This window comes from Brevundimonas sp. (genome assembly GCF_029945885.1).
GTDB lineage: Bacteria > Pseudomonadota > Alphaproteobacteria > Caulobacterales > Caulobacteraceae > Brevundimonas.
In genome coordinates, this window is record NZ_JAQSDK010000037.1 from 15,118 (window position 1) to 40,826 (window position 25,709).

At 68.7% G+C, this 25,709-nt stretch carries 10 protein-coding genes; 2 read left to right on the forward strand and 8 right to left on the reverse strand.

Going from position 1 to position 25,709, the window contains the following annotated elements; all coding sequences use genetic code 11:
* Window positions 1–22: 22 nt before the first annotated feature.
* From PSV00_RS13230 to PSV00_RS13245, 4 genes are all read right to left on the reverse strand, one after another.
* On the reverse strand, window positions 23–646 hold the full coding sequence (locus PSV00_RS13230; RefSeq protein WP_300448006.1) for a class I SAM-dependent methyltransferase: 624 nt from the start codon (window positions 644–646) through the stop codon (window positions 23–25).
* A gap of 114 nt (window positions 647–760) precedes the next feature.
* Window positions 761–1,129: a hypothetical protein gene (locus PSV00_RS13235; protein WP_300448009.1), complete on the reverse strand. Its 369-nt coding sequence runs from the start codon at window positions 1,127–1,129 to the stop codon at window positions 761–763.
* A gap of 67 nt (window positions 1,130–1,196) precedes the next feature.
* Entirely contained in the window at window positions 1,197–2,495 is a 1,299-nt protein-coding gene (locus PSV00_RS13240) for a pilus assembly protein (RefSeq protein WP_300448011.1), read from the reverse strand.
* Complete coding sequence (locus PSV00_RS13245; protein WP_300448014.1) at window positions 2,492–2,935, reverse strand: response regulator; 444 nt, start codon at window positions 2,933–2,935, stop codon at window positions 2,492–2,494. The genes PSV00_RS13240 and PSV00_RS13245 overlap by 4 nt, the downstream gene beginning before the upstream one ends.
* Window positions 2,936–3,116: 181 nt before the next feature.
* Here PSV00_RS13245 and PSV00_RS13250 point away from each other — a divergent pair, with 181 nt between their 5' ends.
* The gene (locus PSV00_RS13250) at window positions 3,117–6,491 is read left to right on the forward strand and encodes an EAL domain-containing protein (protein ID WP_300448017.1); all 3,375 of its coding nucleotides are present in this window, start codon (window positions 3,117–3,119) and stop codon (window positions 6,489–6,491) included.
* A gap of 65 nt (window positions 6,492–6,556) precedes the next feature.
* A complete protein-coding gene (locus PSV00_RS13255) occupies window positions 6,557–6,970 on the forward strand; it encodes a response regulator (RefSeq protein WP_300448020.1) in 414 nt (137 codons plus the stop codon).
* A 15-nt stretch (window positions 6,971–6,985) separates the two neighbouring features.
* Here the strand turns inward: PSV00_RS13255 and PSV00_RS13260 are convergent, their stop codons facing one another.
* The 4 genes from PSV00_RS13260 to PSV00_RS13275 all read right to left on the reverse strand — a co-directional run bounded on the left by PSV00_RS13260 (window position 6,986) and on the right by PSV00_RS13275 (window position 25,450).
* Entirely contained in the window at window positions 6,986–7,456 is a 471-nt protein-coding gene (locus PSV00_RS13260; RefSeq protein WP_300448023.1) for a response regulator, read from the reverse strand.
* 86 nt (window positions 7,457–7,542) lie between these two features.
* Window positions 7,543–7,950, reverse strand: coding sequence for a response regulator (locus tag PSV00_RS13265; protein WP_300448026.1), 408 nt, complete (start codon window positions 7,948–7,950; stop codon window positions 7,543–7,545).
* 22 nt (window positions 7,951–7,972) lie between these two features.
* On the reverse strand, window positions 7,973–11,113 hold the full coding sequence (locus tag PSV00_RS13270; protein WP_300448029.1) for a PAS domain S-box protein: 3,141 nt from the start codon (window positions 11,111–11,113) through the stop codon (window positions 7,973–7,975).
* A 102-nt stretch (window positions 11,114–11,215) separates the two neighbouring features.
* Window positions 11,216–25,450 carry a hypothetical protein gene (locus PSV00_RS13275; RefSeq protein WP_300448032.1) on the reverse strand — a complete coding sequence of 4,745 codons (14,235 nt, stop codon included), beginning with the start codon at window positions 25,448–25,450 and terminating at the stop codon, window positions 11,216–11,218.
* Window positions 25,451–25,709: the final 259 nt, after the last annotated feature.

Genomic DNA, 25,709 nt, shown 5'->3' on the forward strand with positions numbered 1-25,709 from the left:
GATCTTGAGGCCGACCCCCGCGTCAGCCGCGGCGGGCTTCGCCCCATTCGCTCCACCCCAGGACCCGGGGCGTGTTGGGCAGATACATGCACGCCGGATCGATGAGTTCAAAGCCCGATGCGGCAATCATCGCCGACACCGGACGGGTCAGATGACAGCCCCCCGCCAGCGGCTTCCACATGGGCTCGATCCGCCTCTGCCATCGCGCCACATCGGAATCAGGGGACAGCCCGTGCTCGGCGTACAGCAACCGGCCGTCGGGCCGCAGCACGCGCCGGGCCTCGGCCAGGGTCGCTTCCGGCGAATGCACCGAACACAGGGTGAAGGTGCAGACCACCGTATCAAACACGGCCGCCTCGAAGGGCAGGGCCTCGGCTTCGCCGTCGAGAATCTCGACCGTCAGCCCCGGCGCGCGCGGCGCGGCCAGCGCCTTTTGCCGCAGACCGGCCGATGGATCGACCCCGGTCACGCTGTCGACGCACGACGGGTCATAGAAGGCCAGGTTCAACCCCCCGCCGATACCCAGTTCCAGCACCCGCCCCCGGGCCAGCGGCACGACCTTGGCGCGCTGGTGCCGGATCGGCCCGGCACCGCAGGCACAGCCGATCACATGCGGCAGGATGTGGCGGTCATAGAATGAGGGCATGCGGCGCGAATTCCGTGACGACGGCGGGCTGGCTGGCAGCATGGACGCCGACAGCCGTCCTGTCATGGCCGACATGACATCCCGATCACTGACCGCCCGGTCGCGGCGGGCCGTTCAGCTCCGGCGGTCCTCAGGACCACCGCTGCGCTCGCCCGAGCGACGCTCGCCCTGACGCGTGCCACCATTGAGCATCATCAGCTCCAGGCGAACCTCAATCAGACGCTCCTCAATGGCTCCCAGCGCCAGAACCAGGATCGAGACACCGACCAGCCCGCCGACGAAACTCAGACCGACCAGAACCGAGCCGAGACCCAGCATCTGATCCGCCAGGAGGATGAGCGCGAACATGCCGCCGGACACCACCAGGGCATAGGCCCCGATCAATTTCATCAGCGATCGCCGCGGCGCGAAACGGTTGATGCGGTTGCCCGGCTTGCGCCGCTCCTTGCCGCGCCGTTCGACCGGGGCGATCGCGTCAGGCATTGTGGCTTCGGGGGCTGCCGTGGGTGTGGATTTCACCTGTTTTGCCATCATCATCGTTTCCGTGAGTTCAGTCGACCAGATGCGCGCCGCCGGCACTGGGCCCAACGCCGGCGGGAACCGGAACACTGGACGTATTGTAGTTGGCATTAATGAAAAGGGTCGGGGCCCCTTTCAACTGCAGATATTTGGCGACGATCACCGTCCAGGCACTGTCGCGGGCCACGGCCGCCGAGCCGTCGATGACCAGCCAGGCCTCAGGGATGTAGATCACCCCCAGCAGGGCCTCCACATTGTCGGCGGTGACACTGAAGACCTGGGTATTGTCGCGGGTCGCGCCCATGACCAGGCCGGCAAAGGGACCGGTTTCCCGGCCTGACAGATTGACCCGGGCCTGTTGCCTGAAGTCGAACCGTGACGGCTTGTCAAAGAACAGCACCACATCCCGGCCGGTCAATTTCGCGGAACCGCTGATCGTCAGAACGCTGCCGATAAACCAGTGATCCCCGGGCTCAAGGATCAATTCCGACGTCCCGTCGAACAGCATAACACCGCAATGCACGCCCGCGGCCAGGCGGGTGACGCCTGAGGAAACTCTGATACCGGTACCGCTTACACGCCCCCGCCTGGCGCTGGCGCGTCCACCGACGACGACACTGTCGCAGGGCCGATTGGCGTTCAGAACCATACCGGCAAACGGATCGGCAATCCGGGCGGCTCCGGTGCCTGGCGTCGGACTGATCACACCGGTCGCCGTGCCCACGGCCTGAACCCGGGCGGCGGAAATCGATCCGCCGACGACCTCGATGTCCTGGTTGGAATGAACCATACAGCCGGGCGCGCTCATGCGCGGCGACTGTCTCAGGCTCAACCCCCTGCTCAGGCTCCCGCCGGTGACAAGCACGCACAGCGGCACCAGTCCGACCGTCGACGCCGTGGCCTGGGCGGTGAAATTCCAGCCGCCCGGCGGAAGCATACTGCCGAAGAAGGAGGCGCGGTGCCCCTTGACCGTGACCCGGATCGCCCGCTGGCCGCCCTGGTCGATGATCGAATAGGTCGGGTCCACGTCCGGCGGATTCTGCCACTGGGTCATCTGCGCCTGGAAAAAGGCCGACGCCCGCTCGCGGGCCGCCGCCCCGTCTGTGGCCAGACTCAGGGACGGGGCCCCGGCCAGGGCGGCACTGTCTGCCAGACCCTGCAGACGGTCCCGGGTCGCATTGACCGCCGTCAGGTCTATCGCCCCGACCGCGAGCAGGGCGAGACCCGGCACGACCAGGGCGAATTTGAGCGCGATCACGCCCCGCACATCCCGCTTCAGCTCGCCCAGGGCGAGGTGGATATGGCGAAGGCGGTCGGTGAAACCGATCATGCCGCCTCGGACCCGGCCGCCTGCCGCAGATGATGCTCGGCCCGGTTGCTGCGCAACACGAACCGCATCTGATAGGTCAGGAGCCGCCAGTTCAGCGGCTTGGTCACGAACGAGGTCGCCCCCAGGTGGAAGGCCCTGTCGATGGCCTCGACGTCCTCACGCCCGGTCTGCACGATCACCGGCAAATGGGCAGTCGCCGGATCGGCGCGCAGCCGTTCCAGCAGGCCGAACCCGTCGAGACGTGGCATCTCAAGGTCGACCAGCAAAAGGTCGTAGCGGGTCACCGCCAGTCGCTCCAGCGCCTCCAGTCCGTCGCCGGCCGTATCGACCTCCGCATGGGGGGAGGCCAGATTGACCTGGGCAAACTCCCGCAGGATCGGATCGTCGTCGACGAACAGGATTCGCGCGTCAGTATCGAGAACATAGAAGAAGCCAGCCATCGCAGAACCCTCCCGGTTCCCTGAATTAGAGCCGGTGAACAAACCGGCGTCTCATTGCCTTAAGGGAGCAGTCATTAATGTCTGGTATTGCTAAATTAGGTATTCATACGGAACCAGACCTCTGGATTGGTCACTATTCAACAACACCGGGTCCATTCGCCGGAAGCTGATCACCCTGGTCTTGACCTCCCTGGTGTCGGCCGGACTGGTGACGGCCGCGCTGTCCGGCTGGACCGATGCACGGCGCCAGGCTGCGCTGGAAACCGCCAGACTGACCCAGACGGCCCAGGTGATCGGCTCGATGGCCGCGCCGTCGGTTGCCGGCAACGACGCATCCGGTGCCTTCCTGGCTGTGCGATCGATCGGCCAGATGCCCGATATCGTCTACGCCCGCATCCAGACGGCGGACGGATATCTGCTGGCCGAGACCGGCGGCGGTGTTCGCCTCAACTCCGACGCCAGCCTTCAGCAGACCGACAGCCTGTCTCTGTGGTCCGCGCTGAAGACCGGCACCATCCAGATCAAGACCCCCATCCTCAATGACGGCACCCGGGTCGGCGAGATCACTCTGCTCAGCGATGTTCCGGGCCTGCGTTCGCGAATTCTCTCTGCTGTCCTGATCAGTCTCGCCGGGGCCGGGGTGGCACTTCTGGCCGGCCTGCTGGTCGCCATGCGCATGGCGCGACGGATCAGCGAGCCGATCACCCGCCTCGCCCGATTCACCAACCACGTCCGCCAGTCCCAGGACTATTCCGGGGCGGTCGACATCGAGGCCGAAGGTGAACTGCGCGACCTGGTCAGCGGCTTCAATGACATGCTCGACGGTATCCGCGCCCGGGACGAGAAGATCGCCGCCCAGGTCGCCGGTCTGGAGGGGCAGGTCGCCTCCCGGACTGCGGAACTCTCGGTCGCCAAGGAGGCCGCCGAAAGCGCGAACGCCGCCAAGTCCGATTTCCTGGCGGTGATGAGCCACGAAATCCGCACCCCGATGAACGGCATCCTCGCTCTCAGCGAAATGCTGTCGCGGTCCGACCTGCCCGCCCGCCAGAAACGCTATGCCGACGTCATCGCCAAATCGGGCCAGTCCCTGCTCAGTATCATCAACGACATCCTCGACTTCTCGAAGGTCGAGGCGGGCAAGCTGGAGATGGAGGCCGTCCCGGTCGATCTGACCGAGGTCGCCGAGGACGTCGCCAGCCTGTTCATGGAACGCGCGGTCAGCAAGGGGCTGGACCTGGCCGTGTTCGTGGATCCGCGCACACCGGTCGTCAGCGGCGACCCGGTTCGCCTTCGTCAGGTGCTGGGCAACCTCGCCAACAACGCCATCAAATTCACCGAGACCGGCGGTGTCCTGATCACCATCGAACCGGTCGCCGATGCGCCGGGCCAGATCCGTTTCGCTATCGTCGACTCCGGCCCCGGCATCCCGGCCGATCGTCTCCCCCACCTGTTCGAAGCCTTCACCCAGGCCGATCAGAGCACCACGCGTAAATACGGCGGCACCGGGCTGGGCCTGACCATCTGCGATCGTCTCGTGCGCGCCATGGGCGGCGAATGGGCGCTCGAGAGCGTGCTCGACCAGGGCTCGACCTTCGCCTTCCAGGCTCCCCTCGTCGCCGTCGAGGACGCGCTGCCCGAAGTGCCCGCGTTCGACGCCTGGCGTGTTCATGTCGCCGAGACCGGCGGCCAGACCGCCACGGCCCTGGACCGCTACCTGAAGGCCTGGGGGGTGACGGCGACCCGCAAACCGGTGCCGTCCGGGAGTTCGATCCAGCTGGACCCCCAGCCCGACGCCGGAACCGGCGGGCTCTCGCTGATGATCTGTGCCACCGAGGACGAGGCCGCCGCCTTCTCCGAACGTGGCGTCTGCGCCATGGTCAAACCCCTGCGCCGGGACGATCTGCTGCAGGTCCTGCAGCAGATGAAGGCCGGCAAGCGCCCGTCCCTCGACCGGCTGTCGTCGCAGGTCGGAAGTCATCAGACCTTCCCCGGACTCCGGGTGCTGGTGGTCGACGACTCCGAGGTCAATCGCGAGGTCGCCGGCGAAGCCCTCGGTCGCCTTGGCGTGATCGTGTCCCTGGCCGAGGATGGGCTGCAGGCGATCGAGGCGCTGCAGGTGGCGACCTTCGACCTGGTCCTGATGGACGGGTCCATGCCCAATCTCGACGGCTTCGAGGCCGCGCGCCGAATCCGCGTCGAAGAGGCCGAAACCGGCCGCACTCGTACCCCCATCGTCGCCCTGACCGCCCATGTGGTCGGCTCGGGAGCCGAGGCCTGGCGCACGTCCGGCATGGACGACGTGATCCACAAACCCTTCACCCTCGCCGACCTGACCCGGATCCTCGGACGCTTCTGTTCCGACCATGCCGTGGCCGCGGGGTCGGCTCCGACCGGGACCGGCACCCCGCCCCCGGAGTCCGCCATCAGCGACACAGCCGGACTGCTGGATCCCGCCATTCGTCGGGAACTGGCGACGATGGCCGCAAACGGACGACCCGATTTTGTCGAAAAGGTCGAGGGCCTCTATGCCGTCAACGCCCCGCTCAGGGTCGCCGACATTCGCGCGGCCCTGGAGGCCGGCGATCTGGACGCCCTGGCCCGGGCAGCCCATGCCCTGAAGTCCATGAGCCTCAGCCTCGGGGCCTCGATGGTCAGCGCCGCCGCCTCACGGATCGAGCAGGACGCACGCAACGGCGACTCCTCAGCCCTCGACGCCGATGCCCTCGACGCCCTGATCGGTCAGACGCTGTCGGCCATGGGTCGCCCGCCTGTCGTCACCCCCATGAACGGGGCAGCGGTAACACCGGATCCCGACTGGGGCACCCGGGCACGGAGGGCCATCGCGGCCGGTCATATGCGCCTTGAATACCAGTCCATGGTCGACCGGTCGGTTCAATTCTCGGACAAGGTCGAAGCCCTGGTGCGCTGGACCGATCCTGATCTCGGCCCCATCGGCCCTGGCGAGTTCATTCCCGAGCTGGAGAAGAGCGACGCCATCATCGACCTGACCGATTTCGTCCTGACCACCGCCATGCGTGAACTGGCGGCACGGCCGGACCTGCGGGTCTCGGTGAACGCCTGCGCCCGGGACTTCCAGGACCCTGGCTTTGCCGTCCGTGTCGCCGCGATCGCCAAACGGGAAGGCTTTCCGCTGGAGCGGCTCGAGATCGAGGTCACCGAAACGGCGATCCTCGACATCGAACCGGCCCGACAGACCATCCGGCTTCTGACCGCCATCGGCGTCGGTATTGCCCTCGACGACTTCGGCTCCGGCTACACCAGCCTGCATGCGTTGCGCGAACTCCGCTTCAGCACACTCAAGATCGACAGCAGTTTCGTGGAGCGTTGCTGCGAGGACACTGCATCCGCGGCCATCATCCATGCGGTGATAGGCGTCGGTCGGGCCCTGGGCATGAAGGTGGTCTGCGAGGGGGTTGAGACCGAGGACCAGGCGGCCTTCCTCAAAACCGCGGGCGTCCATTATCTGCAGGGATATTTCTATCACCGCCCCTGCCCCGTCACCGACCTTCCCGAAGCCAAGGCAAGGGCCGCATAGGGATTAAGCATCTGTCTTGACGGAACGGTGTGAATTCCGCGGGCATGATAAAGTGGGAGACAACCATGGCCATCATCGTAATCGTCGACGACGACCCGACCATAAGACTAATCGCCGGTGAAATGCTTCGGCATGAAGACTATGCGGTTGTCGAAGCCTCGGATGGCGATGAAGCCCTCGGCGTCGTGGCCATCCTGCCGGTCGACCTCGTCGTCCTGGACATGCTCATGCCCAACAAGGACGGGCTGGAAACCATCAGCGAACTGAAGGCCTCCCATCCCGAGGTGCGCATTCTGGCCATATCGTCAGGCGGGCGGATGGACAGCGGCATGCTGCTGCGTACGGCACTGGCGTTCGGGGCTGACGATGCCCTGCCCAAACCCCTGCATGCCGACACCCTCGCCCGGACCGTCGCCCGCCTGCTCGCCGCCCCCGCCCAGCAATGGCCGGCAGCGCGCGCCGAGGCCCCGACGGGCTAACCGGAAGCCGCGAAATCAGGCATCGAGGATCAGATCGTCTCCGGGCGTCTCCGGGTCGGTCGCCGGTGGCGGGGCCAGCAACCATTTCACCCGCTTCAGGAAGGCGTCAGGCCGGAACGGCTTGGTCAGATAGCCGGAAGCCCCCGACGCCATGGCGCGCTCGATGTCGCCCACGGTTCGAAGCGCCGTCAGCATCAGGACGGGCGTGTTCTGGTGCTGGGTGTTTCGTTTCAGCCGCTCCAGCGCCTCGATCCCGTCGACGACCGGCATCATCGTATCCAGAACGATCACATCCGGCCGAAACCAGTCGGCGATCTTCAGGGCCTCATCGCCGTTCGAGGCGACTTCAACGGCAATCCCGCTCGACTCGAGGGTCTGGCGGGCCATGGCCGCCAGATACCGATCGTCGTCAGCGACAAGAACCTTGGGGGTCGGCAACGACGGTACTCCGGACTCGAACACAACAGCCAGGGACTGCCGATCCATGTCGATTTTAACCATCAACCATAAACAGTACCTTGCCGCCGGGTCGGAGCCCGTCGGCCCGCCTCGCCGCGGCGAGGGTCCGGCGGTCAGGCCGCGATCATTCCCCGCACGGCCTCGAGCAACGCCTCCACCGAGACCGGCTTCTCAAGCCAGCTCCCCCCCAGCGCCTCAACCACCTTGCGATCATCGACGGACGACCAGGCGGTCAGCATGATGACCGGAATGGCGACGCTCCCCGGCTGTGCCCGGATCTGCCGCAACGCATCACACCCCGAGACTCCGGGCATGGCGAAGTCCAGAATAACGAGATCCGGCCGCAAGGCCTCGACCTTGTCGACTCCCTCCACGCCGCCCGTCGCCAGTTCGACGGTATATCCGGCACCTTCGAGATGAATTCGCGTCACCTCCCGCATGATCGGATCATCGTCGACGACCAGGACCAGGGGGGGACGGCCTGCCCGGTCGGGGCCGGGTCGATCGAGCTCAGTCAACATGGACGCCCCCTTACCCCGGGCCTCAGCTGGACGCTACGGCGCTGACCAGGGTTTCGACAAGCAGACTGAAGTCCCTGTTTGCGGCCTCGTCCGCCAGGGCGGCACTGGCCGCGGCCTCAAGGGCGAAGGCCGCATCCGACACAGCCGCAAACCCGAGACTGCCCGAGGTGCCGGCAATGGAATGGGCCAGGGCGGCGATCGATTCCGTCCGTTCGGGCTCGCCCAGAAGCACCATCTGTTCGAACTCGGCCGCAAGGGTTGAAAGCCGGAACCGATAACGCCCCTTCAGCGCGGCCAGCGGGTCAGGGATACCGGCACCCGGGTCGGGCGGAACCGGCGTTTCGGACAAGGCTCCAACCCGCGCGATAACCTCATACAAGGCCTCCGTCCGGATCGGCTTGGTCAGATGCTCGTCCATGCCGGCAGCCCGGCATTCAGCGACCTGTTCGGCCATGACATTGGCCGTCAGGGCCACAACCGGGATGGTCTCGGCCCCATTGCTCAGCCGCCGGATCAACCGCGTCGCTTCCAGACCGTCCATGCCCGGCATCTGGACGTCCATCAGGACCACATCATAGGTCGGGTCAGTCCTGAGCAGGGTCAGGGCGGCCTCGCCGGAGGTCACGCCCTTGATGGTGTGTCCGGCCCGCGTCATCAGGATGTCGATCAGTTCCAGATTGGCCTCAACGTCGTCAACGGTCAGGATTTTCAGGCTCCGACCGCCTTCGGCCGCCCCCTTCGCGCCGGTCGCCGGAACCGGCGCGGGTCGCTCGGCCCCGGCATGGGGCAGGCTGAGCACCGCCGTGGTTCCGGTCCCGAGGGTACTGTCCAGTCTCACCGCTCCGCCCATCAACCGGGCCAGGGAATGGCTGATCGATAGCCCCAGGCCCGTGCCTCCGAAGCGCCGGCCGACCGAGGCGTCGGCCTGGGTGAAGGCCTGGAACAGCTGCGTCAGCGCCTCGGGCGCGATCCCGATTCCGGTATCGATGACGCGCAACTCGACCATGGACCCGGTCAGGGCGACCTCCAGTCGGACCGAACCCGTCTCGGTGAATTTGGCCGCATTGCCCAACAGGTTCAGCAGGACCTGACGGGTTCGCTGCTCGTCGCCCGCTATCCACGGGGCGAGGCCGTCTTCGAAATCGACCTCAAAGGTCAACCGGTCACCGACTCCGCTTCGCGTCAGGTCAACAACATCCAGCGCCAGAGCCTGCAGATCAAACGGTCGCCGATCGACGGTCATCTTGCCCGCCTCGATCTTCGAGAAATCAAGAATATCGTCGATCAGGACACTCAGTCCCCGTCCCGCCGTGCGAATCCGGTCGACATAGCGCGTCTGGTCTTTCGACAACGGCGTATCGGCCAGGACATCGGCAAAGCCCAGAACGCCATTCAGGGGCGTCCGGATTTCGTGGCTCATATTGGCAAGGAATTCCGTCTTGGCCCGGGTCGCCGCCTCCGCCTCGGTTCGGGCTTCGGCCAGGGCCGCCTCCCGCTCACGACGGTCTGTTACGTCACGCACGGAGTCGGTGATCTGAATGATCCGGCCGTTGTCATCACGCTGGAATCTCGGCCGGGCCTCCATCCAGTGACGCGAACCATCCTTGGCGAAAGCACAGTATTCGATGGTGGTCGGCACATCCGAATCCAGGGCCGCATTGAACTGGGCAGCCACACTTTCCCGGTCCTCGGGGACGATGAAAAAGGGCGTCTTTCCAATCAGCTCTTCCGGCGCATACCCCAGTATCTCGGTGATTGACGGGGACACATAGCTGAACACCCCCCTGGCATCATAAACGGCGATCACGTCGCTGGCGTTGTCCGCCAGCAGACGGAAACGTTGTTCCTGCTCGATGGCTTTCGCCACGACCCGACGCTCTTCCGTCAGGTCCTTGAACACGCCAAAATAGCCGATAACCTGGCCGTCAGAGTCCGTCTCGCTGGCCGCCATCGAGCGCACATCGCGGCGGGTGCCATCGGACCGCCGGATCAGGACGGCGTCAAATTCCCAGCCCTCATCCCGGTCCACGCCGCTCTTGATCATCGCCTCCACCCGTTGCCGGTCCCCGTCGGCATAGAAGGCCAGAGCGTTGTCGAGCGCCGGACTGAACGACGCGGAATCGACTCCGTGAATTCGGTAAACCTCCGGCGACCAGAAGATCGCGCCCGTTTCGATATTGAGCGTCCAGTAGCCGACCTGCGACATCCGTTCCGCCAGCCGCGCATGGGCGATCATCTGGCGCTCCCGGGCACCCTTTGCCCGGCGCACGGCCCGTGCCCGCGTCAGGCGTTCGATCAGTTTGCGGCGCTCGGCGAAGGTCATCCCGACGGTCAGGGCAATCACCGTCAGCGTGGCCAGGAACAGCTGCAGGACGATGAAACGCCGGGCGATATCCCCCGCGATCAGAACGAGCGGACCGAGTTCATGGATGGTTGCCATGACGGCGATGATGCTGACCAGCAGTGCCCCGAGGGCCGCGCCGGCAACCCCGGACCGGATGGCAACCAGGGTCAAAGCTGCCGGGGGGATGAACAACAGGGGCAACGATGACTGCAGAAAGACCGCCGTGGACACGATAACCAGCAGGCCGAGCCCCAGCACGGTCCGCAGCCGGTCAGCAGTGAACAGCTCTGAAAAGCGGCGATTGAACCCTGACAGCAGGAGGGGGGTGAAGACGAGCAGCCCCAGCAGGTTCGCCGCGAACCAAAGGCTGAACCCGGCAACGGTTGGGCGATATCCGGCGACCATAAGCCCGGCCTCGGCTGTCGCGACAGACACAAGGCAGGCGATCGTCGCCGCAAGGCCGAAGCGCGGCATTCCGGCGCGTCGCATCAGACGAAGGGAACCGCGACGCCCGAGGATCGCCAGCATAACCCCCACCTCCACCAGATTGGTGAAGGCCATCAGCAGCGCCATCGGCGGCGAATTGCCCACGATCACTACGGCCAGGGCATTGCCGATAAAGGCACTGCCCAACAGCAGTGGTCGTTCGACCCGTGTGCAACTGAGGACGACCGCGAGCACCAGGGCATTGACCGGCCAGACAACGACATAGCTGCCGGCCTTCCGGGTGACGACGGTGATCGCGACAACAAGAATGAACACGACGACCGCCAGCGCGATCGCCGTCCCTGCCTGCCTCAGCCGCGCGTTTGCCCACATCGGCCAGTCGCTCCGATCTCTCTGAACCGCAGACTTAAGCTCAAAGACTGGTCAGAGTGCTAACGGAGCCCACTCCGGAACAGGCCGTAGCCGGGCCGCTTTCTAGAACGGCATCTTCAGGCTGACGCCGGCGGTGTGGTTATGGACGTCGTCGCTGAGCTCGGCGGTGTAGCCGACGCGCACTTCCAGGCCGTTGGCCCGGGCGACGCGCAGCTCGGCCTCCAGGCGCAGGGCCTGGCGGTCGAGGGCCGTGGCGATCAGGGCCGGATCCGCCGCCGGATTGGCGCCGATCAGACGCATCGGCAGCACCAGCTGGTCGTCGGAGCGGAACACCTGGCCGACGGTGAAGGTCGCCGCCGCATAGCCGCGCGCATCGTCCTGCATCGTCACCCCCACACCCAGTTCCGGCGTGATCGAGCCGATATACCGGGTCTCCTTCAGGACCTCGACACCCAGCCCGTCCAGACCGGTCTCGGTCAGGCCGGCATGGTGCAGGGCCGTATAGGTGGCGGTCAGGGCCGGACGCAGGAACAGGGCGTCACGGGTGAAGACCTGGGCCGCATGGACCTCCAGCTGGGCATAGCCGGTCTCGGGGCTGGAGGTGCCGACCCCGGGCTGGAACACATCCACCCGACGCTCGGTCTCCAGCCACTGCCAGCCGCCGCTCAGCGACACCCCGACCTCATCGCCGCCGGGACCGGCATGGCGCACACCCAGGCCGCCGTGGACGCCGTCTCCCTCGGTATGGGCGCGGGCCGCGTCGACATGCATCCGGTCCAGACGGTCGTAGCCGACCGCCCCGGCCAGGGACCAGCGCGCGTCCAGACGGTGTTCGAACCCGCCCCGGAACTGCATGGTCTGGCCTTCGACGCCGTAGTTTTCGACATTGCCGGTCCGGTCGGTCGAGGCCGTCTCGACCCGGGCCCAGACACACTGGTCCTCAAGACGCGAGACCCGGCCCGGGCAGCTGAACAGCTGCTGCGAGAAGTCCTCGGCCGCGACCAGCTGGCGATAGGTCGGGGCCATGTGCGGCTCCGGGTTCAGCTGGTCGAAGATGCCGGCATAGGTGGCTTCCTCGCCCACCCGCAGATTGCCGATCAGCGTCATCAGCCGACCGATGCCGCCCGAACCGCCGACCGCGATGGCCGAGTCCATATGCTTGCCGAGGGCCCGCCCGTTGGCGATGAGATAGGGCTGTCCGAAATTGGTGGCAACGGTCAGCTGGATGCCGATGTCATTGGCGATGATGCCGAAGTCGATGGCCAGGGTGTCGTCAATCTCCAGACCGTGGTCGACCGCCGTGCCCGCCGTGGCGAACAGGGTGTAGGGGTTGCTGTTCTCCAGCCAGGTCAGGATCACCTGGCCCGTGCCGTCGACGGTGGTGTCGCCGCTGACATTGACCACGTCCGAGGCATAGGGACCAAAGGCCACATCGAACACCAGATTGCCGCCGGCCGTCTGCAGGAAATGGCCGTCCAGATCCACGGTATTGATGACCCGGGCCCCGTACAGCAGGTTGGTCTGCGGCGTGCCGTCGTCATCGAGATTGCCGAACCCATCGCCATTGGCCAGGTCCAGCGGATAGCGCGGGGCCGACAGGCCCATCACGAAATTCCCGGCATTGGCGAAGGTCGCCGCCGTCACCGGCAGCGGGGCCGCCAGCGGACCCGGACCGGCCGCGAGGGCCGGCAGGACCTGCGGCTGGTCGCCAGCCTTGGCGTTACCGGCCTCGACCGGGATCACCTGGGCCTGGTCAAGACCTTTGGTTACGCCGGGATCGGACGGCAGAATCTGGGGCTGATCGATCCCCTTGGCATCCGCATCCGCCCCCGGAATCACCTGGGGCTGATCACTGCCCTTGGCCGACCCGGTCGAAGCCGGAATGACCTCGGGCCCGTTGACGCTGACGGCCATGGCCGGAACCACCTGGGCCCCGCCCCCCTTGGTCACCGGCTCCAGCGGTGCCGGCGGGGTCCCCGCATCGCGCAGGTCGATGGTGTTGAAGGCGACGAAGGTCGAGCCGGTCTCGTTGTTGAAGGCATTGCCGCCCGAGCCGAGGTCGATATTGCCGACCACGAGGCCGGTGTTGCTGACCGTGTCATTGCCGCCCGTGGCATTGATCGCCAGGCCCGACACCGCCGAGACCGAGCCCGAGGTCACCAGCCGGTTGTTCAGCCCGCCGTCGAACATCACCCCCATGCCCGTATCACTGCCGCCGCGCACGCCACCGGTGACGAAGGTGGTGATATTGCCCGCACCGTCGCGGCCCAGACTCTGGGCCAGGAGCGCGGTCGAGCCGGATTCGGCGGCGAAGATGTCACCGCTGATGCTGAGGTTGATCGCCCCGCCGCGACCGGCCCCGCCGGCCGTGCCGGCAAAGATCCCGTCGACCCAGCCGCCGCCGCCGCCCAGACTCTGGGCGATAAGGCCGACGCTGTCGGTGCTTCGCGTGACGATGGATCCGGACTGCTGGAACGAAATGGCCCCGCCGTCGCCGGCGTTGCCGGTGTTCAGGGTCAGGGTCGCGTTTGCCGGCGCACCGAACACCGCGCCGCCGCCGCCGCCGATCGACTGCAGGACAACCCCATAGGCCCGCAGACCCGAGGTGACGATATTGCCGGTATTGGTCAGGGAGACTGCCCCGCCGTTGCCCGACGCCGCCCCCGTCCCGCCGAGGCCGACCGCCGCCACACCGACACCCGACATGCGCACCTCGCCGCCGCCGGCCCCGACCGACTGGGCCAGCAGGCCGATGGCATGATCACCGGTCGTGGTGATCCCCCCGGCGAAGGTCGCCGAAATCGCGCCCCCGTCCAGACCCGTGCCGCCGCTCGCGCCCAGGCTGGAGGTCACAATCGCACCTGCCGTGCCGTCGCCCTGCAGGGTCACACTGGCCGAACCGCCACCGCCGCCCACCGATTGCAGGATGGCCCCGGTCGACAGGTTGCCGGTGGTCTGGAGCACGCCCGCATGGTCGCGAACGATGGTGCCACCGCGCTCATTGGTGCCGTTGGTCCCGCCCAGGGTCACGTCGATCGGTCCCAGCAAGGCCCCGGCCGGAGCCGTAATGTCGACCACGGCACGGCCACCGCCGCCACCGATGGTCTGGATCAGGGCCCCCGGCGTGTTCTGGCCCGTGGTGAGGATGTCGCCGGAATGGCTGCTGGTCGTCGCGCCGCCGTTGTTGTTGACACCATTGCTGCCGCCGAGGCCGACCCTGAAGGCGATGCCCACCGGCACATCGACGGGGGTCGCGGCGGGGTCAGTCGGGGCCGCCATGGCGCTGGACGCCGGCAGCGGGGCCACCGACGGCGCAGGTGCAGGGCCAGCCAGCTGGCTGAGAATCCGGGCATTGATGAAGGTATCGCCGCCACCGCCGCCGACCGACTGGATCAGGGTGCCGAGGCCGTTGTCGCCGGCGACGCCGAGGCTACCGGTAGAATTGATCGTCACCGATCCGGCATTCATGCCCGAGGCCCCGTCCGCGCCGTTCACGGCTACGACCATGGGGTCACGCGTCGGCGGCGGGGAGCCGGGCCCGACGCCGGGGATCAGCACCCCGGGCAGGCCGATGATGCCGTCGAAATCGAGCTTGAGCGAGCCGCCGCCGCCATTGATGCTCTGCGCCAGAATGGCCTGTGAGCCCGCGCCCAGCACGGTGATGTCGCCGGAATGGTTGACGATGACCGCCCCACCGGTGCCGCCCGTGCCGCCGCCGGTGGCCCCGACCAGGGCCGATACAGCATTGGACAGGACGAAGCTGACGGGCTCCGAAGTCAGGCTGAAGCCCATATTGGCGTTGCCGCCGCCGCCGCCGATGCTCTGGGCGACGATGCCGTGGGAGCCGGCCCCGTGGGTCAGGATGTTGCCGCTGTTGCTCACGGTCACGGCCCCGCCGTCGCCGCCGTCACCACCGGTGCCGCCGATCGACACCAGGGGGGCGGACAGGGGGGCGCCGATGATGACATTGGCCGCAATGGCCATGCCGCCATTGCCGCCGCCGCCGCCGATCGACTGGGCCAGGATGCCGTGGGCACCCGCGCCGGTGGTCTCGACGATACCGCCGTTGTCGACAATGACCGTGCCGCCGGCATTACCGGTGCCGCCGTTGCCGCCGATGTTGAGACCGGCCACGACACTGTCCTTGCCGGTCTGCAGCGCCGTCAGGGAGATGATCGACGAGCCGTTGCCGCCGCCGCCGCCCAGGCTCTGGGCGAACAGGCCATAGGCCCCGGCCCCCTGGGTCAGGATTTCACCGGAATGGGCCACGGCCGTGGTGCGATTGGTCACCGTGACCGCCCCGCCGGTGCCACCGACGCCGCCGTGCCCGCCGAGGTTGACGACCGCGCGATGGCTGGTCGCCGTGGCACCGGGCGCGCCGGCAACCACATCCAGCACGATGCCGCCGTCGCCGCCACCGCCGCCGATGCTGTTGGCGCTGATCGCGGCCGCGCCGCGGCCGGCGGTGAAGATCAGTCCTTCATTGAGGACGGTCACCGTGCCGCCGCTGCCGCCATCGCCGCCGAAGCCACCCACATTGAGATCGATCGAGTCGTTGCTGCTGGCCCCCTGGACGCGGAAATTGATCGCTGCCCCGCCGATGCCGCCGCCGCCGCCGATGCTCTGGGCGCGGATGCCGAAGGACGTCTCGCCCTGGGTGGCGATAACGGCGCTGTTGGTCACGGAGACCGTATTGCCGGCCGCGCCGCTGCCACCGGATCCGCCGATATTGACGGCCGTGGTGCGGGCGGTCGAGCCTGTGGGCAGGGAGTTGTACTGAAGCGCGATGGTGCGCGCGGCCCCGCCGAGGCCGCCGCCGCCGCTGATCGACTGGGCCAGGATCCCGTCCGACTCCTTCATCGTGGTCACGATGTCGGCCGTATTGCCGACCGTGACCGTGCCACCGACGGCACCGGTGCCGCCGTCACCGCCCACGGCGACCGTCATGGCCCCCGAGGCCGCAAGGACGATACTGGTCGCCGCCCCGCCGATGCCGCCGCTGCCGCCGACGCTGTGGGCGAAGATGCCGCGCGCGCCGTCGCCACGGGTGGTCAGTGTGCCTGCGGTATTGACCAGGATATCGCCGCCGGTGGCCCCGGACCCGCCGTCGCGGCCGATCGAGAGGTTGCCGGTATAGACCGAGGCTGCGGCCCCGGTGGTGACCGAGCCGCCGACCGTGGTGGCCGCGCTCATGCCGCCGCCGCCGCCCACGCTCTGGGCAACGATGGCACTGGATCCGGCCCCGGTCGTGTCGATAGCCCCGTTCATGTTGACGGTGACATTGCCGCCGGTTCCACCGCTGCCGCCGGCGCTGCCGATGACGATGTCGACGGTGTTGCTGGCCAGACCGCCGACGGACATGTCCAGCACCGTACTACCGCCGCCCTTGCCGACGCTCTGGGCCCGGATACCGACCGAGTTGGCACCATGGGTGATGATCGTACCGGTATGATCGACCGAGACCGCGCCGCCCGACCCGCCGGTGCCGACGTCACCGCCGATGGCCAGGTTGAGCGAGGTCGCGCCGATCAGCACACCGGCACCGATGTTGAAATTAGCGTCGCCGCCGCCGCCGCCGACCGACTGGGCGACCAGGCCGTCACTGGCATTGCCGGTGGTGGCGATATCGCCGAAATGCCGGACGGTGACCGCGTCCCCGTTGCCGCCGCCGCCGCCGCTGCCGCCGACCGCGATCAGTGCCGCCTTCGGACTGCCGACCGCGAGCCCGGTGGTCAGGCCGAGGACGACATTCACCCCCGCCATACCGCCGCCGCCGCCGACGCTCTGGGCGAACAGACCGCCGGATTCCTCGCCGAAGGTGCGGATCAGACCGCCGACAGCCGCCCCGGTGCCGGTCGCGCCGTCATAGCCGCGCGTGACCGTAACCGAGCCGCCGTTGCCGCCCGAACCGCCGGAGCCGCCGACCCCGACCGAGAAGGGATTGCCGAACGGGGCCGCGACACCCGCGACATTGATCCCGCCGATGCCGCCGCCGCCGCCGACCGACTGGGCCACGACTCCGGGGGAACGACCGGTGAACGCGGTCGCGACGAACAGGTCGTCTCCCGGCTGGGGTGCCGTGTGCGCCTGCGCATTGACGAGCACATTGCCGAGACTGGTCAGCCGCACGTCACCGGCATCCGCCCCGGTACCGCCGGTGCCGCCGATTCCGACCGCCAGGCCATAACCGCTGCCGGGATTGATGTTGGCCGCGATGTTGATACCGCCGGTGCCGCCGCCGCCGGCCACGCTCTGGGCCATGATGCCGAATGCATCCAGCCCCTCGACCATGATCTGGCCGATCTGGCCGACGGTGACATCACCGCTGATATTGCCCGCGCCGCCGAAGCCGCCGAGGCCAAAGACGACCGACGGGTCGCTGGTGCTGAGGTCAGCCGAAATACCGCCCGAGATGTTGATCGCGCCATTGCCGCCACCCCCGCCGACCGACTGGGCCTGCAGACCGCGCGAGAAATTGCCGGCCGCGAACAGATCCGCATTGACGTTGGCGGTCACCGCCCGCGCCAGGCCGCCGCCGCCACCGAAGCCCCCGACGCCGAGCGTCAGGCTGCCGTCCATGACGATGCTGCCGGAAATATTGATCGCGCCATTACCGCCACTGCCGCCCACGCTCTGGGCGGAAATCGCCGAATGATAGTCACCGACGGACACCACCTGCACCCGGTCAACGCCGGGGGCCGCGACCATCAGATTGACGGTGCCGGCATCGCCGCCGGCTCCACCGAAGCCGCCGATGCCGATGGCCACGGCGCGACTGGCCTGGGTGGTGCCCGGGGCGGTAATGGCGATCTGGCCGGTGACATTGATGCCGCCCGCCCCGCCGCCGCCGCCGATGCTCTGGGCAGTGATGCCGCTCGAGCCACCGGCGCGGGTGCGGTAGTGGAAGGCGTCTCCGGCCGCGCCCACGGTCACGTCCGAAGTCAGGCCGATGGCCCGCACATTGCCGGTGACGCTGGCGATGATATTGCCTGCATCACCGCCGCCGCCGCCGAAGCCGCCCAGGCCGAACCCGAAGGCCCCGGCATTGCCGGAATTGGTCGCCGCGATCCCGCCCGAGATATTGATTGCCCCGGTGCCGCCGCCGCCGGCGACGCTCTGGACCATGATGCCATGGGAATTGATGCCGTCCGTCAGGGTATCGCCGACCCGGGTCAGGGTGACATTGCCCGAGGTCCCGCCACCACCGCCGAAGCCGCCGATGCCGATCGCCGCCGTGCCGGACGTCCCCGTACCGATGGCAAGGGCTCCGCTGATGTTCAGGCCACCATTGCCACCACCACCGGCCAGACTCTGGGCCAGGACTCCGGTCGAAAAGTCGCCTGTGGTCGCATAGAGGCCCGTTACCGAACCGATCACCGTGCCGGAATTGCCGCCGCCGCCGCCGAAGCCGCCGACGCCGACGGCCGCCGCGATGGCCGCGTCATTGTTGCTGGTCAGTGACACCGCGCCGGTGATGTTGAAGGCCCCGTTGCCGCCGGCCCCGCCGAGGCTCTGCAACATTGCGCCAAAGGCATGCGAGCCGAGGGTTGTCAGGTCGCCGGTCAGGACGCCGGTCACTGCACCGGCGCTGCCGCCACCGCCGCCGAAGCCACCGAGACCCAGGCCCAGGACACCGCTGTTGCCGCTGGATGCCGAAATCCCGCCGGTGATGTTGAAGGCCCCGCTGCCGCCACCACCGCCGACGCTCTGCAACTGGGTGCCGTAGGCATACTGGCCTTGCGTATGGACGTTACCGGTGATCGTGGCGTTGACGCTCGAGGCATCACCACCGTCACCGCCGAAGCCACCAACACCGACTCCCACCGTGCCCGAGGCCGCGATTCCGGCGCTGTCCGTGGTCAGGGTCAGGCCACCGGTGATGTTGAACGCACCCGTGCCGCCGCCGCCGCCGACGCTCTGATAATTGACGCCGAACGACCGGTCTCCGAGCGTACCGACATCGCCCGTGACACCACCGCTGACCGCGCCGGCGTTGCCGCCACGACCACCGAAGCCCCCGACTCCGACGCCGACATTACCGCCCAGATTCCTGGTCACGGCGATGCCGCCGGTGATGTTGAAGCTGCCGCTGCCGCCGCCACCGCCGACCGACTGGGCCAGGACTCCGGACGCGTCCGCGCCGAGCGTCGTGACGCTGCCGGTGACCCGGGCGATGACCGCGGCGGCATTGCCGCCGTCGCCGCCGCTGCCGCCGACGCCGATGCCGATGTTGCCGGCCCCCTCCTTGGCGACGGCGATGCCGCCGGCCACGGTGAAGCCGCCATTGCCGCCGCCACCGCCGACACTCTGGGCGACGATGGCCCGGCTTCCGGCCGCGCTCGTGTCCGCTGCGATGAGGGACGAAGTCACCACGCCATCATTGATCGCCAGGGTCACGGAACCGGCGTCCCCGCCGCCGCCGCCAGCTCCGCCGACGGCGACGCTGAGCGTGCCCGTACCACCGCTGCTGGCCAGGCCGATGCCGCCCGAGATGTCGAACGCGCCGTTGCCGCCGCCGCCACCGACCGACTGGGCCAGGATGGCGTCGCTGCTGATTCCGCGGGTCTGGCTCATGCCGGTCATGGTCAGATTGACCGCGCCCGAGCGCCCACCGGTGCCCCCGGCACCGCCGACGCCAACGCTGGCACTGACCGCAGCCCCACCCTGGCCGCTCGCCGACAGGCCACCGGTGATGTTGAAGGCTCCATTGCCACCGCCGCCGCCGACACTTTGCGCGACGACACCGTCTGAATTGCGCCCCAGGGTCGCGACATTGCCGGTCACCACGCCGGTCACCGCATCGCCAAGCCCGCCGCCACCGCCGTAACCGCCGAGACCGAAGCCGAGCACCCCGGCGACGCCGCTGGACAGCGAGACACTACCGGTGATGTTGAAGGCCCCGGCCCCGCCGCCGCCGCCCGCGCTCTGCAGCAGGACGCCGAACGACTCATCGCCCGAGGTGTAGGTATTGCCCGTTCGGGTCGCATTGACCGTCGAGCCATCGCCGCCGTCCGCGCCGAAACCGCCGATGCCGACGCCCAGGGTTCCGGCCCCGCCGCCGGTGGAGACCGCCAGGCTGATGCCGCCGGTGATGTTGAAGGCCCCGTTGCCGCCGCCCCCACCGAGGCTTTGATAATTCACGCCGCCCGAGCGGATTCCGGTGGTCGAGACGGTGCCGTTCACACCCCCGCTGACGGCACCGCCATTGCCACCCCGCCCGCCGAAGCCGCCGACGCCGACCATCAGATTCCCGGCCACGTCCTTGCTGGCCGAAATGCCGCCGGTGATGTTGAAGCCACCATTGCCGCCGCCGCCGCCGACGCTTTGCACCAGAACGCCCGTGGCGTCCGAGGCCGCGGTCGATCCCCCGGACAGATTGGTACCCGTACGAACCTCGCCGGTGACCCGGCCGGTGACAGCGCCTGCGTCACCACCATCGCCACCGCCACCGCCGACGCCGACGCCGATGTTTCCAGCCGCGTTCAGGGCCAGGCTGACTCCGCCGGCGATTGTGAAACCCCCATTGCCACCGCCGCCACCCAGACTCTGGGCCACGACTGCCCGGCCGCGAATGCCCCCGGTCCGGGCCGCCGTGGCCGTCGCCGAGCCGCCGTCGTTGACCGCCAGGGTCACCGCGCCAGCATCGCCGCCGCCGCCGCCGGAACCGCCGACCGCGACACTGACCGTACCGGCTCCGACACCGCTCAGGCCGATGCCACCAGCCACCGAGAAGCCCCCGTTGCCGCCGCCGCCGCCGACCGACTGGGCGACGATACCGTCACTGTCGGCCTGGGTCGTCGCCGTGGTGCCGGTCACCGCCAGGGTGACGTCACCCGAGCGGCCGCCCGATCCGCCCGATCCGCCGATACCGACGCTGACCGACCCCGCGGCTGTACCCGCGGCCGAGATCGCGCCACTGATGTTGAAGGCTCCGTTGCCGCCGCCGCCGCCCAGACTCTGGGCCACGATCCCGTCGGAATCGAGTCCGCTGGTGGTGACATTACCGACCACCGTGGCCCCAACGCGCGCACCCGTGCCACCGCTGCCGCCCGAACCGCCGACGCCCACCGAGATACCGGCACCGACCACACCGGCCCCGCCGATGGCACCGCTGACGTTGAAGGCCCCGTTGCCGCCGCCGCCGCCCACGCTCTGGGCCAGGAAGCCACCGGACTGGTTGCCCGAAGTCGTAATTCCGACCGCCGAAGCGTCAACCTGGCCACCATTACCACCGCTGCCGCCGCTGCCGCCGACACCGATAGACAGGGCTCCGCCCACCGTGCCGCCGCCACCGATGGCACCGCTGATGTTGAAGCCTCCGGATCCGCCGCCGCCGCCCACGCTCTGTACCGTCACACCGGTGGACTGGAACCCTTCGGTGACCACGGTGCCCAGAGCCGAGCCGTTGACCGTCCCGCCGTTCCCGCCGAGGCCCCCGGCCCCGCCGACGCCGATCGACACGGCACCACCCACGGTGCCGCCGCCGCCGATTCCACCGGACACGTCGAAATTACCGACACCACCGCCGCCACCCACACTCTGGACCAGCAGGCCACCCGACTGGTCGCCAAGGGTCAGGACGGTACCGCCTGACGTACCCGTGGCCGTGCCGCCGGTTCCACCGTTGCCGCCGGACCCGCCGACGCCGATGGTCAGGGCACCGCCGACCACACCGGCACCGCCGATGCCGCCCGAGACGTTGAATCCGCCCGATCCGCCACCGCCGCCAACGCTCTGGACCACGACTCCGGTCGACCGGTCACCGCGGGTTTCGACCGCCCCGCCGACCCGACCGGTCACCGTGCCGCCGACGCCACCGCTGCCGCCTGAGCCACCGACCCCGACGGCCGCGCTGGCGCTGCCCGTACCGGAGAAGGACACGGCCCCGGAGACGTTGAAGCCGCCGTTGCCGCCGCCGCCGCCGACGGACTGGATCACAGCCCCGCGCGAGTCGTCCTGCAGGGTCGTGATCGAGCCTTCGAATATCCCGTCAACCGTACCGCCAAGGCCGCCGCTGCCGCCCGACCCGCCGACACCGACCGAGGCCGAGGCCGAGGCCACACCGGCCGCCGCGCCCGAAAAGGCGATGGAGAAGCCACCGTTGCCACCACCGCCGCCGACCGACTGGGCCAGCAGTCCGGTCGAGAACAGGCCATTGGTCTGGATGGAGCCACCGGAATGGATCGAGACCAGACCGCCCGCGCCGCCACTGCCGCCACTGCCGCCGACGGCGGTCGAGAAGGCCGCTGCCGCAGACTCACCGGCCGCAAAGGCGAAGGACAGGGCAAAGCCGCCGGTGCCGCCGCCGCCGCCCGTGCTCTGGGCCAGAATGCCCTCGGCATAGGTGCCGGCCGTGAAAATATTGACGTTGCCGTCGAGGGTGACCTGTCCCCCCAGACCGCCGCTGCCGGCCGAACCGCCGACGGAGGCGCTGGCCGCCACGCCGTAGCCGGCCGTGACCTGGGCGCTGAATCCGCCGTTGCCGCCGCCACCGCCGACGCTCTGGGCGAAGATGCCGCGCGCGCGATAGTTGGCCGTCTGGATCAGCGGAACGTCCGCCCCGGACGGGACCAGGTTGATGTCAACGACGCCCCCCTGCCCACCGGTGCCGCCGGCACCGCCGACCGCCACACCCGCAAACAGGCTGACCGAGGTGCTGGAGCCGCCGTTACCACCGCCGCCGCCGACCGACTGGGCGAAGATGCCATGCGCATCGACGCCGCCGGTCGTCAGGGTTCCCGTGTGGTTGACGGTCACGATGCCGCCCGCGCCGCCGGCCGTTCCCGAACCGCCGATGGTCAGGATCACGCCGCCGGTCGTCCCGCCGTCACCACCGCCGCCACCGACCGACTGGGCCTGAATGGCGCTGGACTGATTGCCCGCCGTCGTGATGCTGCCGCCGTTGGCCACGGTCACATTGCCGCCGATACTCGATCCGCCGCCCGAGCCGCCGATCGCATAGGCCGCGCCGGAATCCCCGCCCGAGCCGCCGCCGCCGCCGACCGACTGGGCAAAGACGCCCCGCGCCAGGATGCCGGAGGTCGCAATCGATCCGTTGTTGGTGACACTGACCACGCCGCCCCGACCGCCGCCGCCGCCGGTGCCGCCCAGGGCGACGATGCCGCCCGATCCGGAGCCCGAGCCGCCGCCGCCGCCGATCGACTGGGCGAAGATGCCGTCCGAGCCGCGCCCCCGGGTCGTGATCGAGCCGCCGGCACTGGCCGTCACAGTGACCGTTCCGCCGATACCGCCGCCGGCACCCGACCCACCCAGGGCCAGCAGACCACCGGTGCCCTGGGCCGCGCCGCCGCCGCCGCCGACCGACTGGGCAAAGATTCCGCGCGCGCCGGCCGAATTGGTGCCTTCACCGGTGGACAGGATTCCGCCCGACGTCACCGTCACGTTCCCGCCCGCGCCGCCGGACTGGCCCGACCCACCGAGGGTGACTGCGCCGATACTGGTTCCGGCGTTGCCGCCGCCGCCACCGACCGACTGGGCGAAGATGGCGTGTGCGCCCGTTCCTGTGGTCGTGACCCGGGCCCCGCCCTCGACGGTAATCTGGGCGGTGCTGCCGCCGCCGCCCGAGGCTCCGCCCGAGCCGAAGGTGGCCAGGCCGACGCTGGTGCCGCCACTGCCGCCGCCGCCGCCGATCGACTGGGCGAACAGGCCGTGCGAATTGGCCCCGTGGGTCGTCGTGATTGACCCACTGCGCGCGAAGATCGCCGCTGCCCCGCCACTGCCACCGGACGCGCCACTGTCGCCAAAGGCCACCAGGCCGACAGCCGTGCCGGCGCTGCCGCCCGAACCACCGACCGACTGGGCCACAACGCCGTGGGCCCAGGCCCCCTGGGTGGTGATGCTGCCATAGTGGTCAACGGTGACGCTGCCGCCATTGCCACCGGCGCTGCCGCCACCGGCCGTACTGATGATGCCATAGCTGGATCCACCGCCACCGGCGGCTCCGCCCAGACTCTGGGCCATGATGCCCGAGGCCCCGGCATTATGGGTGGTGATCGTGCCGCTGTTGATGACGTGGACGGTGCCGCCCTGGCCCGCCGACCCGCCACCGCCGCCGGCTCCGGCGATGAAGCCGGTGCCGCCGGCCCCGCCCGCACCGCTGCGGCTCTGGGCAAAGATGCCGTGCGAACCGATCCCGGTCGTATTGATCAGGGCCGCATTGTTCAGGGTGACACTGCCGCCCGCCCCGGCGGCCCCGCCGGCTGCGCCGGGGATATTGCCATAGGCGTCGCCGCCCTGGCCGCCGTTGCCGCCGACGCTGGTGGCGATGATACCGGCCAGGCCGGCCGTGACCGTCTGGATCGGGCCCTGACCAACGGTGACGGTCCGGTTGACGGTCGGACCAGCCGCGCCGGCCCCGCCGGCGGTCGGGGAGACCGCGATCGTTGCGCAGCCGATCACCGGAATGCAGATCCTGACCCCGCCCCCGTCACTGCCGTCACCGCCGTTGTTGCCACGGACACCGGCATTGATGTTGGCGACGTCTCCGGCACCGGCGGGGAAGGTGAAACCGGTCGAGCCTGTCCCGGTGCTGCCAATCGTCCCGGGTGCCACCCCACCGATCTCGACACTGGCCGAGTTGACCAGGTTGAGGTTGGCGAACCCGGTCATGTCCAGCAGGCCACTCGGCAGGACCTTCCGCGCCCAGATGTTGACGATCCGCCCCGAGGTTATGTTCTGATTGGCCTGGATCACCTCATAGACGACCGGCACGGCCGGATCGTTGTTGTCGGTGAACCGGTCACCGACGGCCGCCGCGAGAATGATGAAATTCTCGCCGTCGGTGCGCACGACGCCCGCGCTCATGATCTCGACCACTGTCTCGTTCAGGCCACTGAGCGGATTCAGCACCGTGTCCCCGACCGCGACCACCGGCGTGACCGCCAGCGGCCCGCCCGGATCGGCGGCAAGCGCCGCGAAAGCCACGCCGGACAGCAGCGAGGCTCTCAGCCCGGTCGGGGCCTGCTCCCGGGCCGCCGCCGCCATGGGCATGGCCACCGCGGCGCTGGCGGTCAGGATCATGGCGACGCGCCGCAGGGTGCGCGAGAAGCGGCGCGTACGCACGGAATCCACCCGGCGCGGTCGACGACGCGCCGTCGCCGGCACCAGGGCGGTCGCCAGTCGATCCAGGGCTGCCGAGAGTTCGGTCGCCCCGGCATCCTGCCGGCACGCCAGGATTTCGACCAATTCCAGGATCTGTTCCCGGGCGGACTGCGACTCGGCCCGTGACAGGCGGTCGGGCTGCAGATTGAGGGCGAAACGATCGATCAGGGCGGCAACACGGCTCAGTCTTGAAGCCTTGATCGACAGATTGGCCATAACGCCCCCTTCAAATACCAAGGCTATCCATGGGCGGGTTCGCCGGTAAGGCCAAGGTCGTTCCCGCCTCAGGTGAACTGAAACGGATCAATTTTCCTAGATTTTCTGGCTATTTATTCTTAGCACCGACACCAACACCGGAAATTTGACCACCGCAGATTGCGCTCTGCCCGCGGCGCAATCAACCGGATGACGCGGCGATTGCCGGTCCCGGGCCGGTGGCCGCCCTCCCGTCGCGCCTGCACAAAAAACGCTGCAT